16 protein-coding genes are annotated in these 17,214 nt (G+C 33.5%); 4 read left to right on the top strand and 12 right to left on the bottom strand.

Features of this window, described 5'->3' with window-relative positions; all coding sequences use genetic code 11:
* Window positions 1-85 precede the first annotated feature (85 nt).
* From ybeY to CLOCL_RS07000, 8 genes are all read right to left on the bottom strand, one after another.
* The gene (gene ybeY / locus CLOCL_RS07035) at window positions 86-571 is read right to left on the bottom strand and encodes an rRNA maturation RNase YbeY (protein ID WP_014254697.1); all 486 of its coding nucleotides are present in this window, start codon (window positions 569-571) and stop codon (window positions 86-88) included.
* The gene (locus CLOCL_RS07030; RefSeq protein ID WP_081467019.1) at window positions 568-2,871 is read right to left on the bottom strand and encodes an HD family phosphohydrolase; all 2,304 of its coding nucleotides are present in this window, start codon (window positions 2,869-2,871) and stop codon (window positions 568-570) included. Before CLOCL_RS07030 ends, ybeY begins: the two co-directional genes overlap by 4 nt.
* 67 nt (window positions 2,872-2,938) lie before the next feature.
* A complete protein-coding gene (locus CLOCL_RS07025; RefSeq protein ID WP_014254695.1) occupies window positions 2,939-3,910 on the bottom strand; it encodes a PhoH family protein in 972 nt (323 codons plus the stop codon).
* Window positions 3,911-5,104 (bottom strand): sporulation protein YqfD, encoded by a 1,194-nt coding sequence (yqfD, locus tag CLOCL_RS07020; RefSeq protein ID WP_014254694.1) that lies wholly within the window; start codon window positions 5,102-5,104, stop codon window positions 3,911-3,913.
* A 367-nt stretch (window positions 5,105-5,471) separates the two neighbouring features.
* Window positions 5,472-5,789, bottom strand: coding sequence for a sporulation protein YqfC (yqfC, locus tag CLOCL_RS07015; RefSeq protein WP_014254693.1), 318 nt, complete (start codon window positions 5,787-5,789; stop codon window positions 5,472-5,474).
* A 50-nt stretch (window positions 5,790-5,839) separates the two neighbouring features.
* Window positions 5,840-6,763 (bottom strand): polysaccharide deacetylase family protein, encoded by a 924-nt coding sequence (locus CLOCL_RS07010; RefSeq protein ID WP_014254692.1) that lies wholly within the window; start codon window positions 6,761-6,763, stop codon window positions 5,840-5,842.
* A gap of 255 nt (window positions 6,764-7,018) precedes the next feature.
* Complete coding sequence (locus tag CLOCL_RS07005) at window positions 7,019-7,723, bottom strand: DUF881 domain-containing protein (RefSeq protein ID WP_014254691.1); 705 nt, start codon at window positions 7,721-7,723, stop codon at window positions 7,019-7,021.
* Window positions 7,720-8,436, bottom strand: coding sequence for a DUF881 domain-containing protein (locus CLOCL_RS07000; RefSeq protein WP_014254690.1), 717 nt, complete (start codon window positions 8,434-8,436; stop codon window positions 7,720-7,722). The genes CLOCL_RS07005 and CLOCL_RS07000 overlap by 4 nt, the downstream gene beginning before the upstream one ends.
* A gap of 353 nt (window positions 8,437-8,789) precedes the next feature.
* Between CLOCL_RS07000 and CLOCL_RS06995 the strand changes: the two genes are divergently transcribed.
* On the top strand, window positions 8,790-9,395 hold the full coding sequence (locus tag CLOCL_RS06995) for a hypothetical protein (protein ID WP_014254689.1): 606 nt from the start codon (window positions 8,790-8,792) through the stop codon (window positions 9,393-9,395).
* An 81-nt stretch (window positions 9,396-9,476) separates the two neighbouring features.
* Here CLOCL_RS06995 and CLOCL_RS06990 read toward each other — a convergent pair whose 3' ends face one another.
* Window positions 9,477-11,936, bottom strand: a complete 2,460-nt coding sequence (locus CLOCL_RS06990; RefSeq protein ID WP_014254688.1) for a mannose-1-phosphate guanyltransferase — start codon at window positions 11,934-11,936, stop codon at window positions 9,477-9,479.
* A 453-nt stretch (window positions 11,937-12,389) separates the two neighbouring features.
* On the opposite strand from CLOCL_RS06990, the gene CLOCL_RS06985 reads away from it, so the two are divergent.
* The gene (locus tag CLOCL_RS06985; protein ID WP_014254687.1) at window positions 12,390-12,716 is read left to right on the top strand and encodes a carbohydrate-binding protein; all 327 of its coding nucleotides are present in this window, start codon (window positions 12,390-12,392) and stop codon (window positions 12,714-12,716) included.
* A 263-nt stretch (window positions 12,717-12,979) separates the two neighbouring features.
* Window positions 12,980-13,468, top strand: coding sequence for a hypothetical protein (locus CLOCL_RS06980; protein ID WP_014254686.1), 489 nt, complete (start codon window positions 12,980-12,982; stop codon window positions 13,466-13,468).
* Window positions 13,469-13,552: 84 nt separating this feature from the next.
* Here the strand turns inward: CLOCL_RS06980 and CLOCL_RS06975 are convergent, their stop codons facing one another.
* A complete protein-coding gene (locus tag CLOCL_RS06975) occupies window positions 13,553-14,254 on the bottom strand; it encodes a DUF881 domain-containing protein (protein ID WP_014254685.1) in 702 nt (233 codons plus the stop codon).
* A 364-nt stretch (window positions 14,255-14,618) separates the two neighbouring features.
* On the opposite strand from CLOCL_RS06975, the gene CLOCL_RS06970 reads away from it, so the two are divergent.
* Entirely contained in the window at window positions 14,619-15,596 is a 978-nt protein-coding gene (locus CLOCL_RS06970) for a dTDP-glucose 4,6-dehydratase (RefSeq protein ID WP_014254684.1), read from the top strand.
* Between the two features lie 230 nt (window positions 15,597-15,826).
* On the opposite strand, the gene CLOCL_RS06965 is transcribed toward CLOCL_RS06970, so the two are convergent.
* Both CLOCL_RS06965 and CLOCL_RS06960 read right to left on the bottom strand, forming a co-directional pair.
* On the bottom strand, window positions 15,827-16,090 hold the full coding sequence (locus tag CLOCL_RS06965) for a putative Se/S carrier protein (protein WP_014254683.1): 264 nt from the start codon (window positions 16,088-16,090) through the stop codon (window positions 15,827-15,829).
* Window positions 16,091-16,226: 136 nt separating this feature from the next.
* Window positions 16,227-17,000, bottom strand: a complete 774-nt coding sequence (locus CLOCL_RS06960) for a hypothetical protein (RefSeq protein ID WP_014254682.1) — start codon at window positions 16,998-17,000, stop codon at window positions 16,227-16,229.
* Window positions 17,001-17,214: the final 214 nt, after the last annotated feature.

Raw genomic sequence — 17,214 nt, 5'->3', positions numbered from 1 at the left:
TCAATCCTTCCTCCCGTAAAATCTAAGATTATATTAAAAATTATAATCACCAATAATAAACAATTTCAGCATTAAAACTTATAATTTATATCATTAGATTTAACGTTTTTAGCACAGCATATTGTTTTGATATCATTTTTTCTTCCCTTTCCGGTGTATCATGATCGTAACCTAACAAATGAAAAACCCCATGAGTCACCAAAAAAGCCAGCTCCCTCTCAAAGGAATGTCCATATTCCTCTGCCTGTGCTTTTGTCATCTCAAGGGAAATAATTATATCCCCAAGCAACAATAGGTCCTCATCAAGGTCAAAATCACCAGAATCAGAATTTATAACCCCGTCATACATATCTACAATCGGAAAAGAAAGTACATCTGTAGGTTTGTCAATCTTTCTATGTTCTCTATTAATCTCCCTAATATGCTGATTGTCCACAAACATTATTGAAATTTCTGACGGTATACTGAAATTCTCTATAGAAAGGCTTATATTTACCGCCTTTCTTACCAATTCCTCCATATCATCCGTCACTTCTATTTTATTCTGTAAATTTTCTATCAGGACTCTCATTCACTCTTCTCCTTATGCGTCTTATTATTATAATGTGCAGCTATTTGGCCTTTTGTTTCCTCTATAGTATCTCTAAAATTTGTTTCCTCATGGCTGTCATTACTATTTTGTTCGTTTATTTTTAAATCATTCTCATTATTAGATACATTGTCCTTATTCTTGATATCAGGGTATTCCTCCCTTGCATGAAAATATCCTCCAAAAACCTTCATAAAAGCCTTAGCTATGTTATCCAAATCTTTGAAAGTCAAGTTGCATTGATCCAATTGGCCGTCATCTAACTTGTCCTTTATTATCTTTCTTATAAACCCTTCTATTTTCCCCTCTGTTTTATCAGGCATGGATCTGACAGCCGCCTCCACTGAATCTGCCAACATTACAACCGCCGCTTCTTTTGTGGAAGGTTTTTCTCCGTCGTATCTGAAGTTTTCCTCATCAACCGAATCATCCTTTTCAACATTCTTCGCCTTGTGATAAAAATACGCCACCAGTGTTGTTCCATGGTGCTGTATGATTATATCTCTTATAACTTGAGGTATTCTATATCTTTTGGCTATTTCCACTCCGTCATGTATATGCGAAGTTATGACAAGAGTACTTAAGTTGGCTGTTATCTTGTCATGAGGATTTCCATCCATTTGATTTTCCATAAAAAAGCCCGGCCGCTTAAGTTTGCCTATATCGTGAAAATATGCTGCCACCCTGGCTAACAACGCATTTCCCCCAACCGCTTCAGCGCCGGCTTCAGCTAAATTTCCCACCATCAAGCTGTGATGATATGTTCCCGGTGCTTCTATCAACAACCTTTTCAAAAGGGGATGGTTTGGATTACTGAGTTCTAATAACCTAATAGGAGTAACTATATTAAAAGCTACTTCCAAATAAGGCAAGAGCCCAATAGTAAGAACAATAGAAAGAAATCCGTTAAGCATAACGACAATGGATTCGTAAACTATGGTCTTAAGCGGATACTTCTCAATTAAATCAATGGATATTATGATAAGAACATTTATAATTCCTATAATAAGCCCACCCATAGAAAGTGAGTTTCTGTGATAACTGGTTTTAGAAACAATAAACGCTGTAAAAGCCCCACTTATCGCACCTAAAATCATAAACTTAATCTCACCATTGGTCATAATGGAAATTGAAATTGTCAATAAGAAATTCACAATTATAGCCAGTCTTAAGTCCAGCAATATGGATATAAGAGCTGCAGCTAAAAAAATAGGTATTGTCAGGGTTGATATTTCAAAAACCATACGGGCAGTAATAAGTATTATAAGGATAAGGAGTGACAGTAAAATCAGATCATTCCTGTTATTAAACACTTTCCTGCAAAACTTATTCATATACAAAATAAGTAAAATTGAAATCAAAAATATAATAATAAATATACCAATTGCAAAAGAGAAATCTATCTTTCCTGTAGTTTCCAACAGATTAAGTTCTTCAAGTATTTTAAGCTTGTCCTCGGTTACAACATCACCTTTACTTAAAATTCTGTCGCCTTTTTTTACCATCACAATGTTGTTAGGGTCATTCAATGCAAGCTCATATATTCTTTCCTTCTTTGCCCTTGTACCTTCTGCATTTATGGTTCTATTAGGTTTTATTAAATATTTGGATAAAAGCAACCCGCAATTCTTCAATTCTTGTTTTAAATTTGATGTCAAAATACTGTTCTGCATCTGAACAATTTTTTGGGATATATTATCTTCCGTAACATCCTGTCCCATTATATCCACAACCAGTTCTCTCAACAATGATCCGAAATTTTGTATATCTTCATCGGTTGCATTTGCGACAAAGAATAATACTTGGTCATAAGACAAAACAATTTCCAATTTTTCTAACTCTTTATTCAGATTAGTTGCTTCTTCCTTTTTAATATTTAAAGCTTTACTATCATAGTTTTCATCATTAGTACTTAAAGTTTCCCTTATTTTTTTATCGGCATTCTTTCTATATTTTTCAATAAAACTAATAAAATCCACCGTTTTATTTATAACTTCTATGGAAGCATTTTTGATTTCTTTCATATCTCCTGCTTCAGCTTCTGCTATTCTCCTGGCATTTTGCTCAGTCAGTATTGTATTCTTTATGTCTCTGGGGGCTGTGATGTCATATTCCGACTTTTCTCCAAGTTTTAATTTATATTTCTTTGGAGTAGCACCGTTCAATACAATTGCATACGCAACAAGGACAGTTATTACTGCAATCATTATTCTTTGGATACGCTTGTCCTTAAAATAGTTTTTAACCCCACCGTAAGACTCCTTATTCCTATCCTTTGTCATAAATTGTTTCGCCTCCATAAAGAAGTTACTTGCAAAATTCACTTCCTACAAAATAACCCCATAGTTATCAGTTGCTTCGTCTTTTGTCATATTTATCATAGGCCTGAATAATTTTTTGCACAAGTTCATGTCTTACTACATCTTTATCGGATAAATACACAAAGGATATTCCTTTAATCTCCTTCAAAATATTAATTACTTCCTTAAGACCGGATTTTTTGTCTCCCGGCAAGTCAATCTGAGTGATGTCACCGGTAATAACAGCTTTAGATCCAAATCCAATTCGGGTCAGGAACATCTTCATCTGTTCCGGTGTTGTATTTTGAGCTTCATCCAGAATAATAAAAGAATCATCCAAAGTTCTTCCCCTCATATATGCAAGAGGTGCTACTTCTATCATACCCTTCTCGAGATATTTCTGGTAAGTTTCAAATCCCAACATTTCATACAGCGCATCATACAACGGTCTTAAATACGGATCAACTTTGTTTTGCAAATCACCGGGCAAAAACCCCAGCTTCTCCCCGGCTTCAACAGCAGGTCTTGTCAGTACAATTCTATTTACCTCCTTATTTCTGAAAGCAGTAACAGCCATCGCTACTGCAAGAAAAGTCTTTCCTGTTCCTGCCGGTCCAATTCCAAACACAATATCGTTATTTTTAATAGCGTCTATATATACTTTCTGTCCATGAGTTTTTGACTTTATTTGTCTGCCTCTGGCTGTAAGACAAATATAATCGGTATTAAAATCGCTAACCTTGTCCAATTGATTTTCATTAGCAAGTTGTACCAGATAACTTACATTTTGTTTTGTTATAATCTCACCTTGTGCTGCAAGATTTATCAATCTTTGAAGAACAGTTTTTGCTTTATAAACTTCTTCCCCATCACCGACAATTTTTATATTTTTATCTCTAACAATAACCTTTACCCCTAAGGACTCCTCTATAACATGCAAATTTTCATCAAAATTACCGAAAATGTTCATAGCATGTTCAATTCTATCAAACTCTAATGAAACCTCAACAAGACTTTCCAATCAGTTTCCTCCAATCTCTCTTTCGTATCCAATATTTTCAAGGCACTCAATTATTGCTTCCGCAAAAATCCGGCCATCTTCGTTTTCAATAAAATTCACACTTGTATCAACTATTTTTGCATCTTTTGGCAAATTGGAATATACTTTTTTGTAGGCATTGTTTGCAGCTATTTTTTTTGCCTCATCCAAAGATATTTCCTTTTCAATTATATTATTTTCATAATAACGTTCAATTACAATTCCAAAGGGTAAAACCAAATCTTCTCCAATGGTAAGATTCTTTTCAATATTAACCTTTTCATACTCTTCATAAGGCAAACCTGCATGAAATAAGCCAATCTTTTTAGAAAAGATTACAACAGACAAATAGTCTTTTTTCCTGCCTGTTCTATTCTTTTCAAAAATTTTGGTTTCCACCGGTTCCCTTGCATCATACCAAGTTCTTGCTATCACATCGCCTATTGCATGTAAAATTCTAGGATTATCTTCCTGATTTTTAACGGGTACCGTCCCGGATATAAGTACCTGTCCTTTCTTAACAGTCTCACCAACCTTTACTGCTTCTAAACCGGCCTTTACAATAATGGACTTAATTACCCCATCCTTAGCCGCTACAATATCACAAGGAGTATTTTTATCAACCAGTTTCGGTTTTTCTACGCCCTCTGCAACTTCAATCTTTACTTTAGTACCTTTTATTACAACACTAACCCACGACAAATCCTTTATATCAAACCTAAGGCTGTTTGCAACATCGTGAGGATTTATTCTATATTTGAGTACCCCGGGCTTAACTCCCAGCTGGTAAACTTTATCCATTATAACTTCAGTTTCAAGCTTCTCATTCCCCGTAACCTCAATGCTCCATACAAATGAAGTCATAAAATAAAATAATAATACAAAAAGTACAGCACCTGCTACAAAAGTCTTTCTCCTTTTATATCGGTAAAGAACAAATGGGACTCCACGCCTTCCAATTATTTTTACCCTGCAGCCTGTCTTTTTAGCAATGGGTCGCAACATTTTGAACCCTTTAATGCTAACTTTCATAGACATAGAGCTATTTTTTCTCTTCTTTATATCCCAAAGAAAAATCTGTCTTCTAGTGCATATATTTACAAACTTCTCTAAAAAATAGCCCTCAACAAATATAATAACATATCCTTTGACATAATTCCATAACCTCAATAACATTTAAATTCCCCCGATATTTCATCTTAAAATGATTTACAAAAACTTCTCTTAAGCATAGTTTTTCTTGTTGCAAAAAAACAGATATTCCTTTTCACAAAATCAAAAAATTTCTTCCCTTAAATTTCAGCACATTATTTTAATCAGGCATTTTATTTAATTTCTATTATTAAAAAATACGGTTATGCCTAAGGATAAACAGTCTCCATCCCTTATCATTTACAATAAATTTTATCCGGAAGTCAAAAAGTTAGTTTTAAATCTTTTTTACTTCTTTTGTCCTATTGTGTATTGTGTGATTCCTTAGAGAGCAGCCATAAACGGCTAAAAATGTTTAAAACTTTAGATAGGGTATTTTAAAGAATTTTTATTACCTTAAAAACTCCAGACATGTTATATTGCCATTAACCATCAGGTCTTCTGATGTGATCTCCCTTATTCCAAGCCCAGTTCCTGTTATTTTTATTATGCCACAGTTGGTATTTATTCTAATTCTGTCACTATCATATTCAATAATTCCTTTAAAATTTTCTATCAGCAAATCACCATTTCCAACCATGGTTAATTTAGGCACATTTAGCACAACATCCTTGGGCAGTTCAAATAACTCCGACATCTTTTCCTTCAGACTGACTTTAGGTTTTTCACTGTTTTTCTTTTTTTTAGCTATCTTTTTTTTGCGAGGCATAATTTAATCCCCCTGATAAGGATTTTTGCACGACTACATGTTCAGTGCGTTTAATTTAATAAATCAGCTGGGTCTCCAAACTCAAACCCTTTACTTCTTGCGCCTTTAATTATCATATCCAAAGCATCGGCATTATCCTTAGATACGGCATGTAAAAGAACAACTGCACCGTTATGCAAATTGTTTATAACTTTGTCATAAGCATATTGAGCCCCGCGGATTTTATCCTTATGCCAGTCGTCATAGGCAAAGCTCCAGAATAAATTTACATACCCCAGCTTTTGAGTTATTGCCAGAGTTCTCTCACTGTATTCACCCTTAGGCGGTCTTAAAAATTGCATATGCTTGCCGAATTTTTCAAAGAAAGCTCTGTCGAGACCTAAAATTTCCTCTTCTAAAGTTTTATCATCAAGACTTGGCAAACTTGGATGGTGTATGGTATGATTGCCAACAAAATGGCCTTCTTCTACCATTCTTCTTACTAGATCCTGATGTTGGGCTAAATATGGTCCTGTAATAAAAAACACAGCTTTTACATTATTATCCCTTAAAACATCAAGAATCTTTGAAGTGTATCCATTTTCATAACCTTCGTCAAAAGTAAGATAAATCTCATTTTTTTCAGTATCGCCCAGGTATTTTCCTCCATACTTTTCCAACAATTCGGGCGCACCTGGATCAGCAGCAGGGGTTTCTCCAAAACCTTTCCTGAGTATACCCCATCTCAATAAATCGTTTTTATACTCACCACTGTAATTATTGCCTGCAAAAGCTTCCTCATAAGCAATTTCATCAATTACACCTTCACTTAACATACCTGTTATTTCAGTGCTGAAATCAATATCATCAAAGCTTGCAGAATACACTCCTCCTAAATCAGGCAAATATAAATTGTTATTGCTTTCCCGGCTGATGATATTTATGGTGAGCAAAGCAAATATCAAAAGGCAAAGAACTATTATCTTTTTCTTCATTTTCCAATCCCCCCAGATACTTGATATAAATTTCCCAACTTGAATGCCTAATGTTTATCAATCATATTTCAGTTTATTTCTTACATTTCACGATAAGTTTATCAAAGCGTTATTTTACTGCTAATAGCAGACAAGTTCAATTTTACGGTCTATATTATTTATATAAGTATTGGGTTTAAAAAAGACCATTAGGCTATTCCAAAAATGAATAAGGATGTCACAATTTTATAGGCAGGATTGGAAACTTTTTTATTACTATCTTTTAAGTAAATCAAAATTAATGGAGGATCTGTTTTTTTCTATTTTAGGAATTGTAATACTGTCAAGTTTTTCAACTTCAACATTGATATATCCGTCTTTCTCCATTTTATCAAAAATACTTCCTAACATTTTTACAGAATAATCAATTTTTTGATTTTCAAAAATAGCCTTTATTACAAAAGGTTTATCCGAACTCATAGGTACACCGTTAATTATTATATAATTTCCTATCTCAGAAATCTCGGTCATAGCAGTTATCCTTTCACCATTTATTGCAATGGCATTAGCTTCTGCTGCTTTAAGCACGTTAACAATTGACAATAAATCTTTGAAACTAATCCAGGCAAGATTAGTATTTTTAACAGAAATAGTGATATTGATTCCGGAACCTTTAACATCAGTTAACCCTGCAATTATGCGAGCTTTTTCCATTTCCATTCCAATATTCTTTTTATACAGGTCAATATTTCCTTTTGCAGCTTCAAACTCCCTAATTTCTTTGTCCAAAGCATCCCTTCTGCTTTTCAACTCTTCATTATTCTTTTTTTCAATTATCAGTTTATCTTTTAAATCTTCCAGGGTCATACTCTGAACACTGGCAGTTTTTTTATTGTTATAAACGCTCTTATACTGCCAGGCTACAGTAATACCCATTATCATACAAATTAAAGTTAATGATACAGTATTAATAAATTTCACTGTTCAACTACCTCCACACCTTTAACCAAGTTGTCTATGTTACCGTTGTATTTTGGTATTTCAATGTTCTTTGCTTCTTTAATTTCAACTCTTATTCCCAACCACTTCAAAACGGAATAAATAGGACTTTCAATAAAAGTGGAATACAAACGCTTAGGATCACCAATAGACTTAATCTCATAAGGAACAGCATATCTGTTTCTATTAACACGAATTGTTGGTCCGGCACACACAATTTCCGTTGTTGAAATTACCCTCTCATTATTTATTGATATAGCCTGTGCTCCACCTTTTTTTAGCTCATTGACTACCTCATAGATATCCGAATCATGAAGCAAACTCCAATTTACATCAATGGGATTTTTCTCTTCAGCGTCATTCAAAGTTATAATTACACCGTCTCCTTTAACATCGGTTAATCCTGCATAGAGTTTTAATTCCTCCCATTGCTCCATCAGCTGACCGTCATCTTCACCGGTAACAAAAGTCTTTAATATACTCTCTTTTTTCTTTGTATTAAATTCAATTTCTTCTCTAAGTTCATTTCCAGCAGCTATTTCGGCTTCAAGCTCTTTCTTTAAACTTTCTATTTCATAAGCTATGGATGGCTTATTTCTATTGTTATGCAATATGCTTCTGAATTGAACTGTAGTTAAAATTCCAAGAAAAATGAATATAAACATCAATACATACTTCTGGTCTTTGCGGAGCATACAGCTTCATCCCTTCCATGTACTTTTTCACATTGCTGAAATCCAATTTCTTCGTCACACCAACCGTAGATTCAACATATTTTTAGCAATTGCAGATTTGGTCTTCATAATGTTTTTGCCTTCATCCTTTATTTTAATTCTACTATAAAATTTCACTATTTCAAGTGTCAGAACTCGTAAATCATCGGTATTTTTCATATATTCCTTTTGTGCGCTGTTTGCAACCATCCATTTTTAAGTACATACATTTATGAAAAAATAACCATTAATTTTGTTTTAGGATTTGGAGAATAAAATCAAAGTATGGATATAATAAATTGAGACAAAACAAAGGCTGAATGAGGTGATAAACTTTGGAAAGCAATATACTTATGACAAAGCTCAATAAAATAAACTTTGCTGTATCCATAGATACTTTACTCGACAATTTAAAAGCTGACAGCGGCGGCGACAGAGATGTAAACTTTCTAAAATTTCTTATTGACAATAATCTATTGCTCCATGAGGAAGTAATCCTAAAAAAGACAATTACTGATTTTAGCGAAAGCTACTTCAAGAAAAAGTATACAAAGTCAAACTCTGAGAGCACAAGGCATTATTTATGCAGAGCCTTAATACAAGAGGAGTTTAAACTTCTGGGAATAAACACATCAAATTGGGTTGAAGCCGGAAACATAAATATTTTACGTTCAAACTCCAATTACGATATAGCAGCAGAAGATTTAAGTTTTATCGCTGATGTAGGGTTAACTCCGGCCAGGAATTTCTTTCGAGGCTTAACAGACCTTAGAGTAAAATTCTATCTCGTCACAAACTATTTTGACGATTATATGGACGATATAATTTTTGAAGTGTTTAAAAGAGGCGATGATAACAGATTCATCGATGCTGTAAGAGATTACGAGGAAGGTTATAAGTTGTACACTCCAATCTCTGAAGAAAATCTGATGAATTTATAAAATATGTATAGATACAAAAGCAAAGGGGCAATAATACCCCTTTACTTTTGTATTTAGATGCTAGACTTTAATATTTAAATACTAACTATTGCTAATTTGTGTAACCTTGTCAGCATAAAAACTGGTTAATTCCTGAGCAATCTCGGCAGAATAACTCTCACTCTTTATTCTGCATACGGGTTGCTCTGCATCAGGCAGTATCAAAACCCAACTGCCGTCTTTATATATTTTTACACCTTCTAAAGTCTCAACATTGTTATTACCGCTTTCCTGTATTATCTGCCTCATTACTTTTCCTTTAGCATTCCAGGAACATTCTACCTCTTTTTCATGAACGTAAAAATTCGGTATCATATCAACCAGATCGTCAAGTTTGTAGTTATTGGATTTTAAAAAGTCCATTATTTTTACAAGGCCGGAAATGGCATCAAAGTAAAGATTAAACTGGTCAATAGACTCCGCTTTTACCTCATTTCCAAGAATACTGTTCATTAAATCCTGGGGAGAAGTTTTTGTCCTTAATACCCTTCCATGATTCTTCTCGGCAATTTTTTCGACAGCATGAGTAGCGGATAACGGAACAACTACTGTGCCACCCTCAACAGTTTTAAACATAATCAGTGACACTAAAGCTGTAAACATATCTTCGCTTATTATCCTTCCCTTGCTGTCAATAAGCATCATTCTCTCGGATGTATCTTCTATGGATACACCAAAGTCAAAATTTCCCGTCCTTACCATGCTTGTAAAGTAATTTAGTTCAGTTGAATCATCTTTTTCTTTTCTTCCTGACTTCCCAAAATTAAGATTTGTTTCTTCAACAGTGCAACCAAGAGTTTTCAAAAGTTCGGCAACAGTGCTTAATATAAATTTTGACGGAGAATTCAATGCTATTTTATAATCAAAGCTTTTATTCTTAGTGTTGTTAATTATATTTCTCAAATAGAAGGAAGTAAAGTCAGGTACTACTTCCACTTCTTTAATCAAATCCCCTTCACATCGGTTAAAATCTTCTCTGGCAAAGGCATTTTCAATTTTTCTCTCCAATGCCCTGTTTATATTGCTGCCGTTTTTATCCAAAAAGTCCACTTGCAATCTGCCAGGGTTTGAACTTGAAGTACTTATGTGAATACCTCCGTCCACCCCATAAAATCTTACTGCAGCTCTCGATATAGGCAAATGCAGTATACCCAGATCAATAACTTTAAGTCCGGATGATAATAAACCTGAAATAAAAGATATTTTAAGCATCTTTGCTGCACTTGAATCTTCGCAGCTTACCCCTACAGTACCTTTACCCTTTAACGTTGCCCCATAAGCAGCACCAAGTTTTGAGGCATATTCCGGGGTTATATCCACATTTATTTCGCCTGCCAGCCCTCTTTGCCCAAAAATTGACCGTATGCATTTTGAACCCCATACAAGGTTTGAATTTACTTCGGTACCTTCTTCGATCAATTTATTAGGCCAAATTTTTATATTTGGCTTAATTATTGCATGCTCTTTTACTGTCGTGTCACATCCAATAACAGAATTTTCAAAAGCAGAAGAATGCTCTTTCAAAATTACTTTATTGCAGATTACAGTTCCTCGAATTTCAACATTCTTATCAATATTGCACCCTTTCCATATTACACTTTTCTTTATACTGCTATGTTCGGATATTATGTTGTTGTCCCCTATTATGCAATAACTTCCCAGCATTGCATTACTTTTTACCCTGGTATTTGATCCTATTAAGCAAGGTCCTTCTATTACCGCACCATCTTCAATAGTTGTTCCATCTCCAATCCAAACTTTTTCCCTTATTTGCTTGCCTGGAATCTGCACATCTACTTTTCGGTCAAGCACATCCATATTAGCCTGCCAATATGCTCGCAAATCTCCAATATCACACCAGTATTCATCGGTAATATAACCGTACATAGGCTTATTTTCCTTTAGCAAGATTGGAAAAAGGTCTTTACTGAAATCAAATACTTCGTTTTTGTTGAAAAAACCAAGCACTTCAGGAGAAAGAATATATATTCCTGTATTGACAGTATCACTGAATACTTCTCCCCAGCTCGGCTTTTCCAAAAATCTAATAATTCTTCCTTCTTCATCTGTAACAACAACTCCATATTCCAATGGAATATCAACTTTTTTCAAGACCAAAGTTGCCATAGATTGTTTTTTCATATGATAATCTATGGCTTTGCTTAAATTAATATCTGTCAATGCATCTCCGCTTATTACAATAAAGGTATCATCCAGAAATTCTTCAGCATTTTTTACACTTCCTGCAGTACCCATTGGAGTTTTCTCAACGAAGTATCTAAGCTTTACTCCAAACTCCGAACCATCTCCGAAGTAATCTCGGATTAGATCCGGCAGATACTGCAATGTAACCGCTATATCCGTTATGTCATATTTTTTCAGCAACTCAATAATATGTTCCATAACCGGTTTATTCACTATTGGAACCATCGGCTTTGGCCTGTTACAGGTAAGAGGCCTTAATCTAGTACCTTCTCCTCCTGCCATGATAACCGCTTTCATTTAATTCATCCTTTCATTATCATACAATATTTAGGCCGTTTCTAAAAATAACCTAAGTTAAAGGAAACAAGTACGGTTTTTTTTATTTTTTAGCTTCGTTATACTTTGGCTACCTAAATAAAGCTTTTGTAATATAGACAAGTTTAATTCACTTAATTTTAATCAACTTTGTAATTTTCTTCATTTTTCAGTGACATAAAAAATTGTACTTAAGAAAAAAATTTCCCGATATCCTGCATTTTCGAAACAGGTCAAGCTATTTTATTATATATATCAAACTTCAATATTATGAATAAATTAACAAATTTACAGTTATTTAATCTTATTTAATATAAAAATATGAGAATAATAAGAACGATAAATACTTACTATGTACAATGCACAAATCTAAAGGCATGTGTTTTTTGGAATTATAAATTTCAATTTATAAAATAAATGAATGGAGGTAATAACATGCCCAGAAAATGTAAATCCAACAATAAAGATTATATATCCAATGGTGTTACTATACAACCTGCCGTACCAACAGTGGGAGAAAATATTACTATTTTATATGACGGACTTTTGGCAAAAAGCGGTGCTTCCCATGTTTATGCTCGAGTAGGCTTTGGCACCAACTGGGATAACGAAACAGATTATGCCATGACAAAAACCGATACCGGTTTTGAAGTTACTATCCCGGTTTTAAAAGCAGATACTCTCAACCTATGTTTCAAAGATTGCGCCAATAACTGGGACAACAACTCAGGAATGAATTATTCCTTTGATGTAGCAAATTAGAGTCAAATATAGCAATATTGAATATTTTAAGTGTAATGAAAAATAACTTCCGCTTAAAACTTTTTCTCAACCGGCATCTTATTTCATTAAAAGCGAAGTTATTTTTCATTAAACTATTAATCTGGTTATGAAAAACTACAATTTTATATAAATTGATATCTTTTATTATGGCACATTTTTGGAATAAATTAATATAATACCAGTAAGGTATTTTTATAATATTTAAACTACAAAAATTATGATTGCCTGAAGGGGGTATATAAATGTATCCATATAACAGAAGATTCTACATAGGCAGAGAACCGGAAAAAAAAATTGAAAAAAATGAGGTAGAATCTTCAGAAAATATAGAAGCTAACAGTTTAACTTCCGCTGATACAGAAAATATCAAAATGTTATTGGAAAATGTAGATGAAATAAAAAATTCCTTAAAAAAACTGGAAGAAAACATAACGGATATAGCATCAAAACTGGCAAACTTAGAGAATCGTTTTGATGTCGAAAGCATATACAGAAGTATTGAAAACAGCTTCAGAAATATGCAAATTCAATACAGCCATGCAAATCCAAATAACCAACACTACTCGATGAAAACTAGTGGCTACGATTATAAAAATAGAGAGGATGAACCAAACACTTCTCATCAACCTGACAAAAACAATCAAACCCCAATAATGCCTGGTACAGGTTTTTCCTTCATAACCGCAGATTATTTGAGAAATCTTAGCAAAAATAGATATAACAATATTTGATAATAAGCTTAATGTCAAAACATTAGCAGTTTATTTATTGAAATAGGCCAACTGTCTTTATTTTTAGATAAAACAGCTAAATTTTTAGTGTTTTTTCGGATGCAACAAATCGTACTTCAAAACGGAACCATCGTCTCTAACTTTTGGAATAACTATGTTATCCTTTTTCTCTATAGAAACTTTCATTTCATATACTAACTCAAGTTCCTCTACAATTCCGCCAATCATCGTCAATGAATTTTCCAATTTTTTAGGATCAGCTATAGCTTTAATTGTAAAAGGACTTACCATCTGTTTGCCATTTACTACTATAAAGTCTCCTCCTCTTTTAATCTCACTCATGGCAACAATCCTCTCATCTTCGATGGATATTGCTTGTGCTTCGGCAGCCTTAAGTTCATTTATTAAACGCAATATAGCATTTTCCCTGACGTATTCTTTTCCTACATATTCAAGCTTAATAACTACACCAGCACCTTCAACATCTGTTAAACCTGCTATAAGTCTAACCCTTTCCAGTTCAGCTTCCAAATTTTTTTCCAATTGGCTTAAGTCACCTTGAGAATTCTCAAATTCCTCAATTCTTTTTTGTAACTCCTCATTCCTTTTCCTCAAATCTTCATTTTGTTCTTTTTGGGCAATTAGTTCGTCTTTAACAGTTTCCAACCTTGTATATTTTGTAATATCTTTTTTATTATTGTTCACTATACTTTTATACTGCCAGGCCAGCATAACTCCAAGAATAACACATATCAAAGTTATAGATATACTTCTGCCAGCTTTCATTGTAAATACCTCCACAATATATTAAAAACCCATACTCTAACTTGCAACAAATAATTTTTTCAATATTCCAAGGTAATACTATAAATGATGCTATAAATGCTAACAGGCTGGTTTCCAACATATACTAGCATTTGTAAATAAAGCTGTCTTCTAAACCGTCTAGTCTTATTCTACTATAAAATCAGACTATTTCAAGTATATCCAAATCAAAAATCTTTTCATAATCAATCACTTTTTTCTTTTTTTATAGATATAATGAAGTATACATAAGATATTTTTTTGTAAAGGATACCACTATTTAAATAAAAGTAGGTTTGTATGTTTTTTATATATAATTAATCAAGATTAAAGGACAGTGATTTATATGAAAGTGCTGTTAGTAACCGGTGGTTCAGGTTTTGTGGGCAGTAATTTCATTAACTACTTTTTCAGACGTAATAAAAATTACATTATTATAAACTTAGATAACCTCACCCATTCACAAAATATCAATAACCTTAAAGAATTTGAAAAGTCACCGAGATACCATTTTGTAAAAGGCAGCATACTTAATCAAGATCTCGTTAATTATGTAATAAAAAGGCACCGTCCCGACTATATAATAAATTTTGCCTGTGAGACCAATGTCAATAAAAGTCTGACAAACCCTGCCTCTGTTTTTGAAACAAACGTTTTAGGTACACTTACATTACTTGAAAGTGCAAAGTACTTCTGGAGTAAGCATAATTATGAGGGTAACCGTTTTATACAGGTATCCACAACTGAGGTTTACGGTTCTAATAGTGACGCGGACAATTATTTCAATGAAGAGTCCAATATTTCACCTCAAAACCCCTACGCAATTTCAAAAGCAAGCTCAGACATGCTGGTAAAGTCTTTTGTGACTCATTTCAATTTTCCGGCAATTATAAGCAGGTGCTGTAAAAATTACGGGCCATATCAGTATTTGGAAGAATTTATACCGTCATGTATTAAGAGTGCAATTGAGAATAAAACAATAGCTTTGAGTGAAGAAAACAATAAGCATCGCGAATGGCTATATGTTCTTGACCACTGTACTGCTTTGGTACGTATATTGTTTTACGGAAAAATAGGAGAGATATATAATATAGGATCCGGAACAGAATATACCGATATGGAAATTGCAAATAAAATTCTAAAAATACTCGGAAAGCCCGAAATTAAATTGGAATCAGACAATTCCAAAATTCCGGAAGTCCATCACGCTGTAAACAGCTATAAAATCAGAAACAACCTCAGTTGGGGACATAAATACAATATGGATAACGGTTTATTCGAAACAGTTCATTGGTATATATTAAACAAAAGTTGGTGGATGTAGCATAAAAATTTCCTTTGAATTTATAGTGAACTAATCTTAATACAAATCAAAAATTAATCCAAATATCAGAGAATGCATGGTTCCAACCTTCTAAAGCAACCATGCATCCTTATTATTTCACAATTTACTTTTTTAAAAATTCATATTTCCCAAAAAACTTGGCACTCAATATTTTATTTTTCTTTATCATGTATATACAATTGTCATCTTAAACGAATTCAATACACAAATTATATTTGCACTTCACTGTATATATAACCATCAGGCGTTACTATTTCTTTATAAAGACTGCAACCCGGCAAACCGCAACGTCTCAGCAGGTCAATTGCTTCCGGAAAAACACTTTCATTAAACTTTATACCCATATTGCACAAATCATTCATAACTTCTCTTGGCAAAAAGGAAATTTCACATTCAATTCCCTCATTTTTCATTCTGCGTTCCAACAAAAAGGCATGGGTCCTTGATTCTAACGCCACATAATAATTCACCATACTTTTCCACTCCAAATTTCCAACTTATGACCTTTTCGATGTTATCGAGCATCTCGCTTTTACTATTTTCATACGAAAGTCGGCATAAAACATGCAGACCTGCCGGAAAGCAGATCTGCATGTTTTTTTATTTAAGTTATTCATTTCTGTCTAAAGGATTCCACTTTTGATCCGGGAAGAATTTAGTTGGGAACGGTGTCTTGGTTCTATCGTTAAATGTCCTGCAGTTCTGTGCAGCAGGGTTAACTTGTTCCGGAGGAACAGGGCAATAACCGTATGAAGGTATCAACAGCTGAACAACACATTCACATTTTACTATAAAGAATGCACCGATATCAAAGGTTAATATACCTGTTTCCGGATGATAAGCATCATTAAATGCTTCTGCAAGGGCTTCTACCTTAATGAACGTACCATCAACATCAGCAGTCTTATTCTTATCGCCGTGAATATCCGGACAATCTTTTGCCTTGATTACACCTATCTGTGCTACACAACTCGGGCAGTATATTTCGTTAACTGTAAGATTGAAAACAGCCTCATCATATTCAATTTCCGATGTGTCACCAATTGAATAGTGAATCTTGTATCCAATTTTCACCATCAATTTTAATTTTTTAAACCCTGCCCTTGTTAAAGAATCGGTTTTGGATACAACTTTTATTTCGACTATATCAAAATCAGTTACCCCTTCAAAATCTACAGGAGAAGGGCCGTGTATCGGTCCATGGGGTTCCGGACCGCACTTTCTGATTTTTATCGATCTTGTCACACATTCTCTTAATGCAACTTGGTCAAATATCTTCGGTACTTGTATGCAAACCAATTCATTTGGTGGTGGAAAACAGTCAGGATTTAATATCTGACCTGCTTCAATCTTAGGTCCATGTTTATATTCATGACCAGACATAATAAAACCTCCTTTTAACTATAACTTATATGAAATAACCACATAATCGGTATGTTAATCTCCCGTTTTTTATCTTTCGGCTGTTTATATTACCATTATATTAAGCGCAAAAAAAAACGGTTACACATTTTAAATTTTATGGTAAAAAAAATTAACATAAAATTCAGCAACCGTTTTTTCTTTTTATTTGATTTTTTAATAAATTTTAATTTTC

Origin of the sequence: Acetivibrio clariflavus DSM 19732, assembly GCF_000237085.1 — a bacterium.
Taxonomy (GTDB): domain Bacteria; phylum Bacillota; class Clostridia; order Acetivibrionales; family Acetivibrionaceae; genus Acetivibrio; species Acetivibrio clariflavus.
Note: the sequence above shows the minus strand (reverse complement) of the source record. Positions and strands in the feature narration are given on the sequence as shown.

What these genes read in the sequence shown, in the direction of transcription:
- ybeY (WP_014254697.1), bottom strand. Translation starts at nt 571, where the DNA reads ATGAGAGTCCTGATAGAAAATTTACAGAATAAAATAGAAGTGACGGAT.
- CLOCL_RS07030 (WP_081467019.1), bottom strand. Translation starts at nt 2,871, where the DNA reads ATGACAAAGGATAGGAATAAGGAGTCTTACGGTGGGGTTAAAAACTAT.
- yqfD (WP_014254694.1), bottom strand. Translation starts at nt 5,104, where the DNA reads ATGTTATTGAGGTTATGGAATTATGTCAAAGGATATGTTATTATATTT.
- yqfC (WP_014254693.1), bottom strand. Translation starts at nt 5,789, where the DNA reads ATGCCTCGCAAAAAAAAGATAGCTAAAAAAAAGAAAAACAGTGAAAAA.
- CLOCL_RS07010 (WP_014254692.1), bottom strand. Translation starts at nt 6,763, where the DNA reads ATGAAGAAAAAGATAATAGTTCTTTGCCTTTTGATATTTGCTTTGCTC.
- CLOCL_RS07000 (WP_014254690.1), bottom strand. Translation starts at nt 8,436, where the DNA reads ATGCTCCGCAAAGACCAGAAGTATGTATTGATGTTTATATTCATTTTT.
- CLOCL_RS06990 (WP_014254688.1), bottom strand. Translation starts at nt 11,936, where the DNA reads ATGAAAGCGGTTATCATGGCAGGAGGAGAAGGTACTAGATTAAGGCCT.
- CLOCL_RS06985 (WP_014254687.1), top strand. Translation starts at nt 12,390, where the DNA reads ATGCCCAGAAAATGTAAATCCAACAATAAAGATTATATATCCAATGGT.
- CLOCL_RS06980 (WP_014254686.1), top strand. Translation starts at nt 12,980, where the DNA reads ATGTATCCATATAACAGAAGATTCTACATAGGCAGAGAACCGGAAAAA.
- CLOCL_RS06975 (WP_014254685.1), bottom strand. Translation starts at nt 14,254, where the DNA reads ATGAAAGCTGGCAGAAGTATATCTATAACTTTGATATGTGTTATTCTT.
- CLOCL_RS06970 (WP_014254684.1), top strand. Translation starts at nt 14,619, where the DNA reads ATGAAAGTGCTGTTAGTAACCGGTGGTTCAGGTTTTGTGGGCAGTAAT.
- CLOCL_RS06965 (WP_014254683.1), bottom strand. Translation starts at nt 16,090, where the DNA reads ATGGTGAATTATTATGTGGCGTTAGAATCAAGGACCCATGCCTTTTTG.
- CLOCL_RS06960 (WP_014254682.1), bottom strand. Translation starts at nt 17,000, where the DNA reads ATGTCTGGTCATGAATATAAACATGGACCTAAGATTGAAGCAGGTCAG.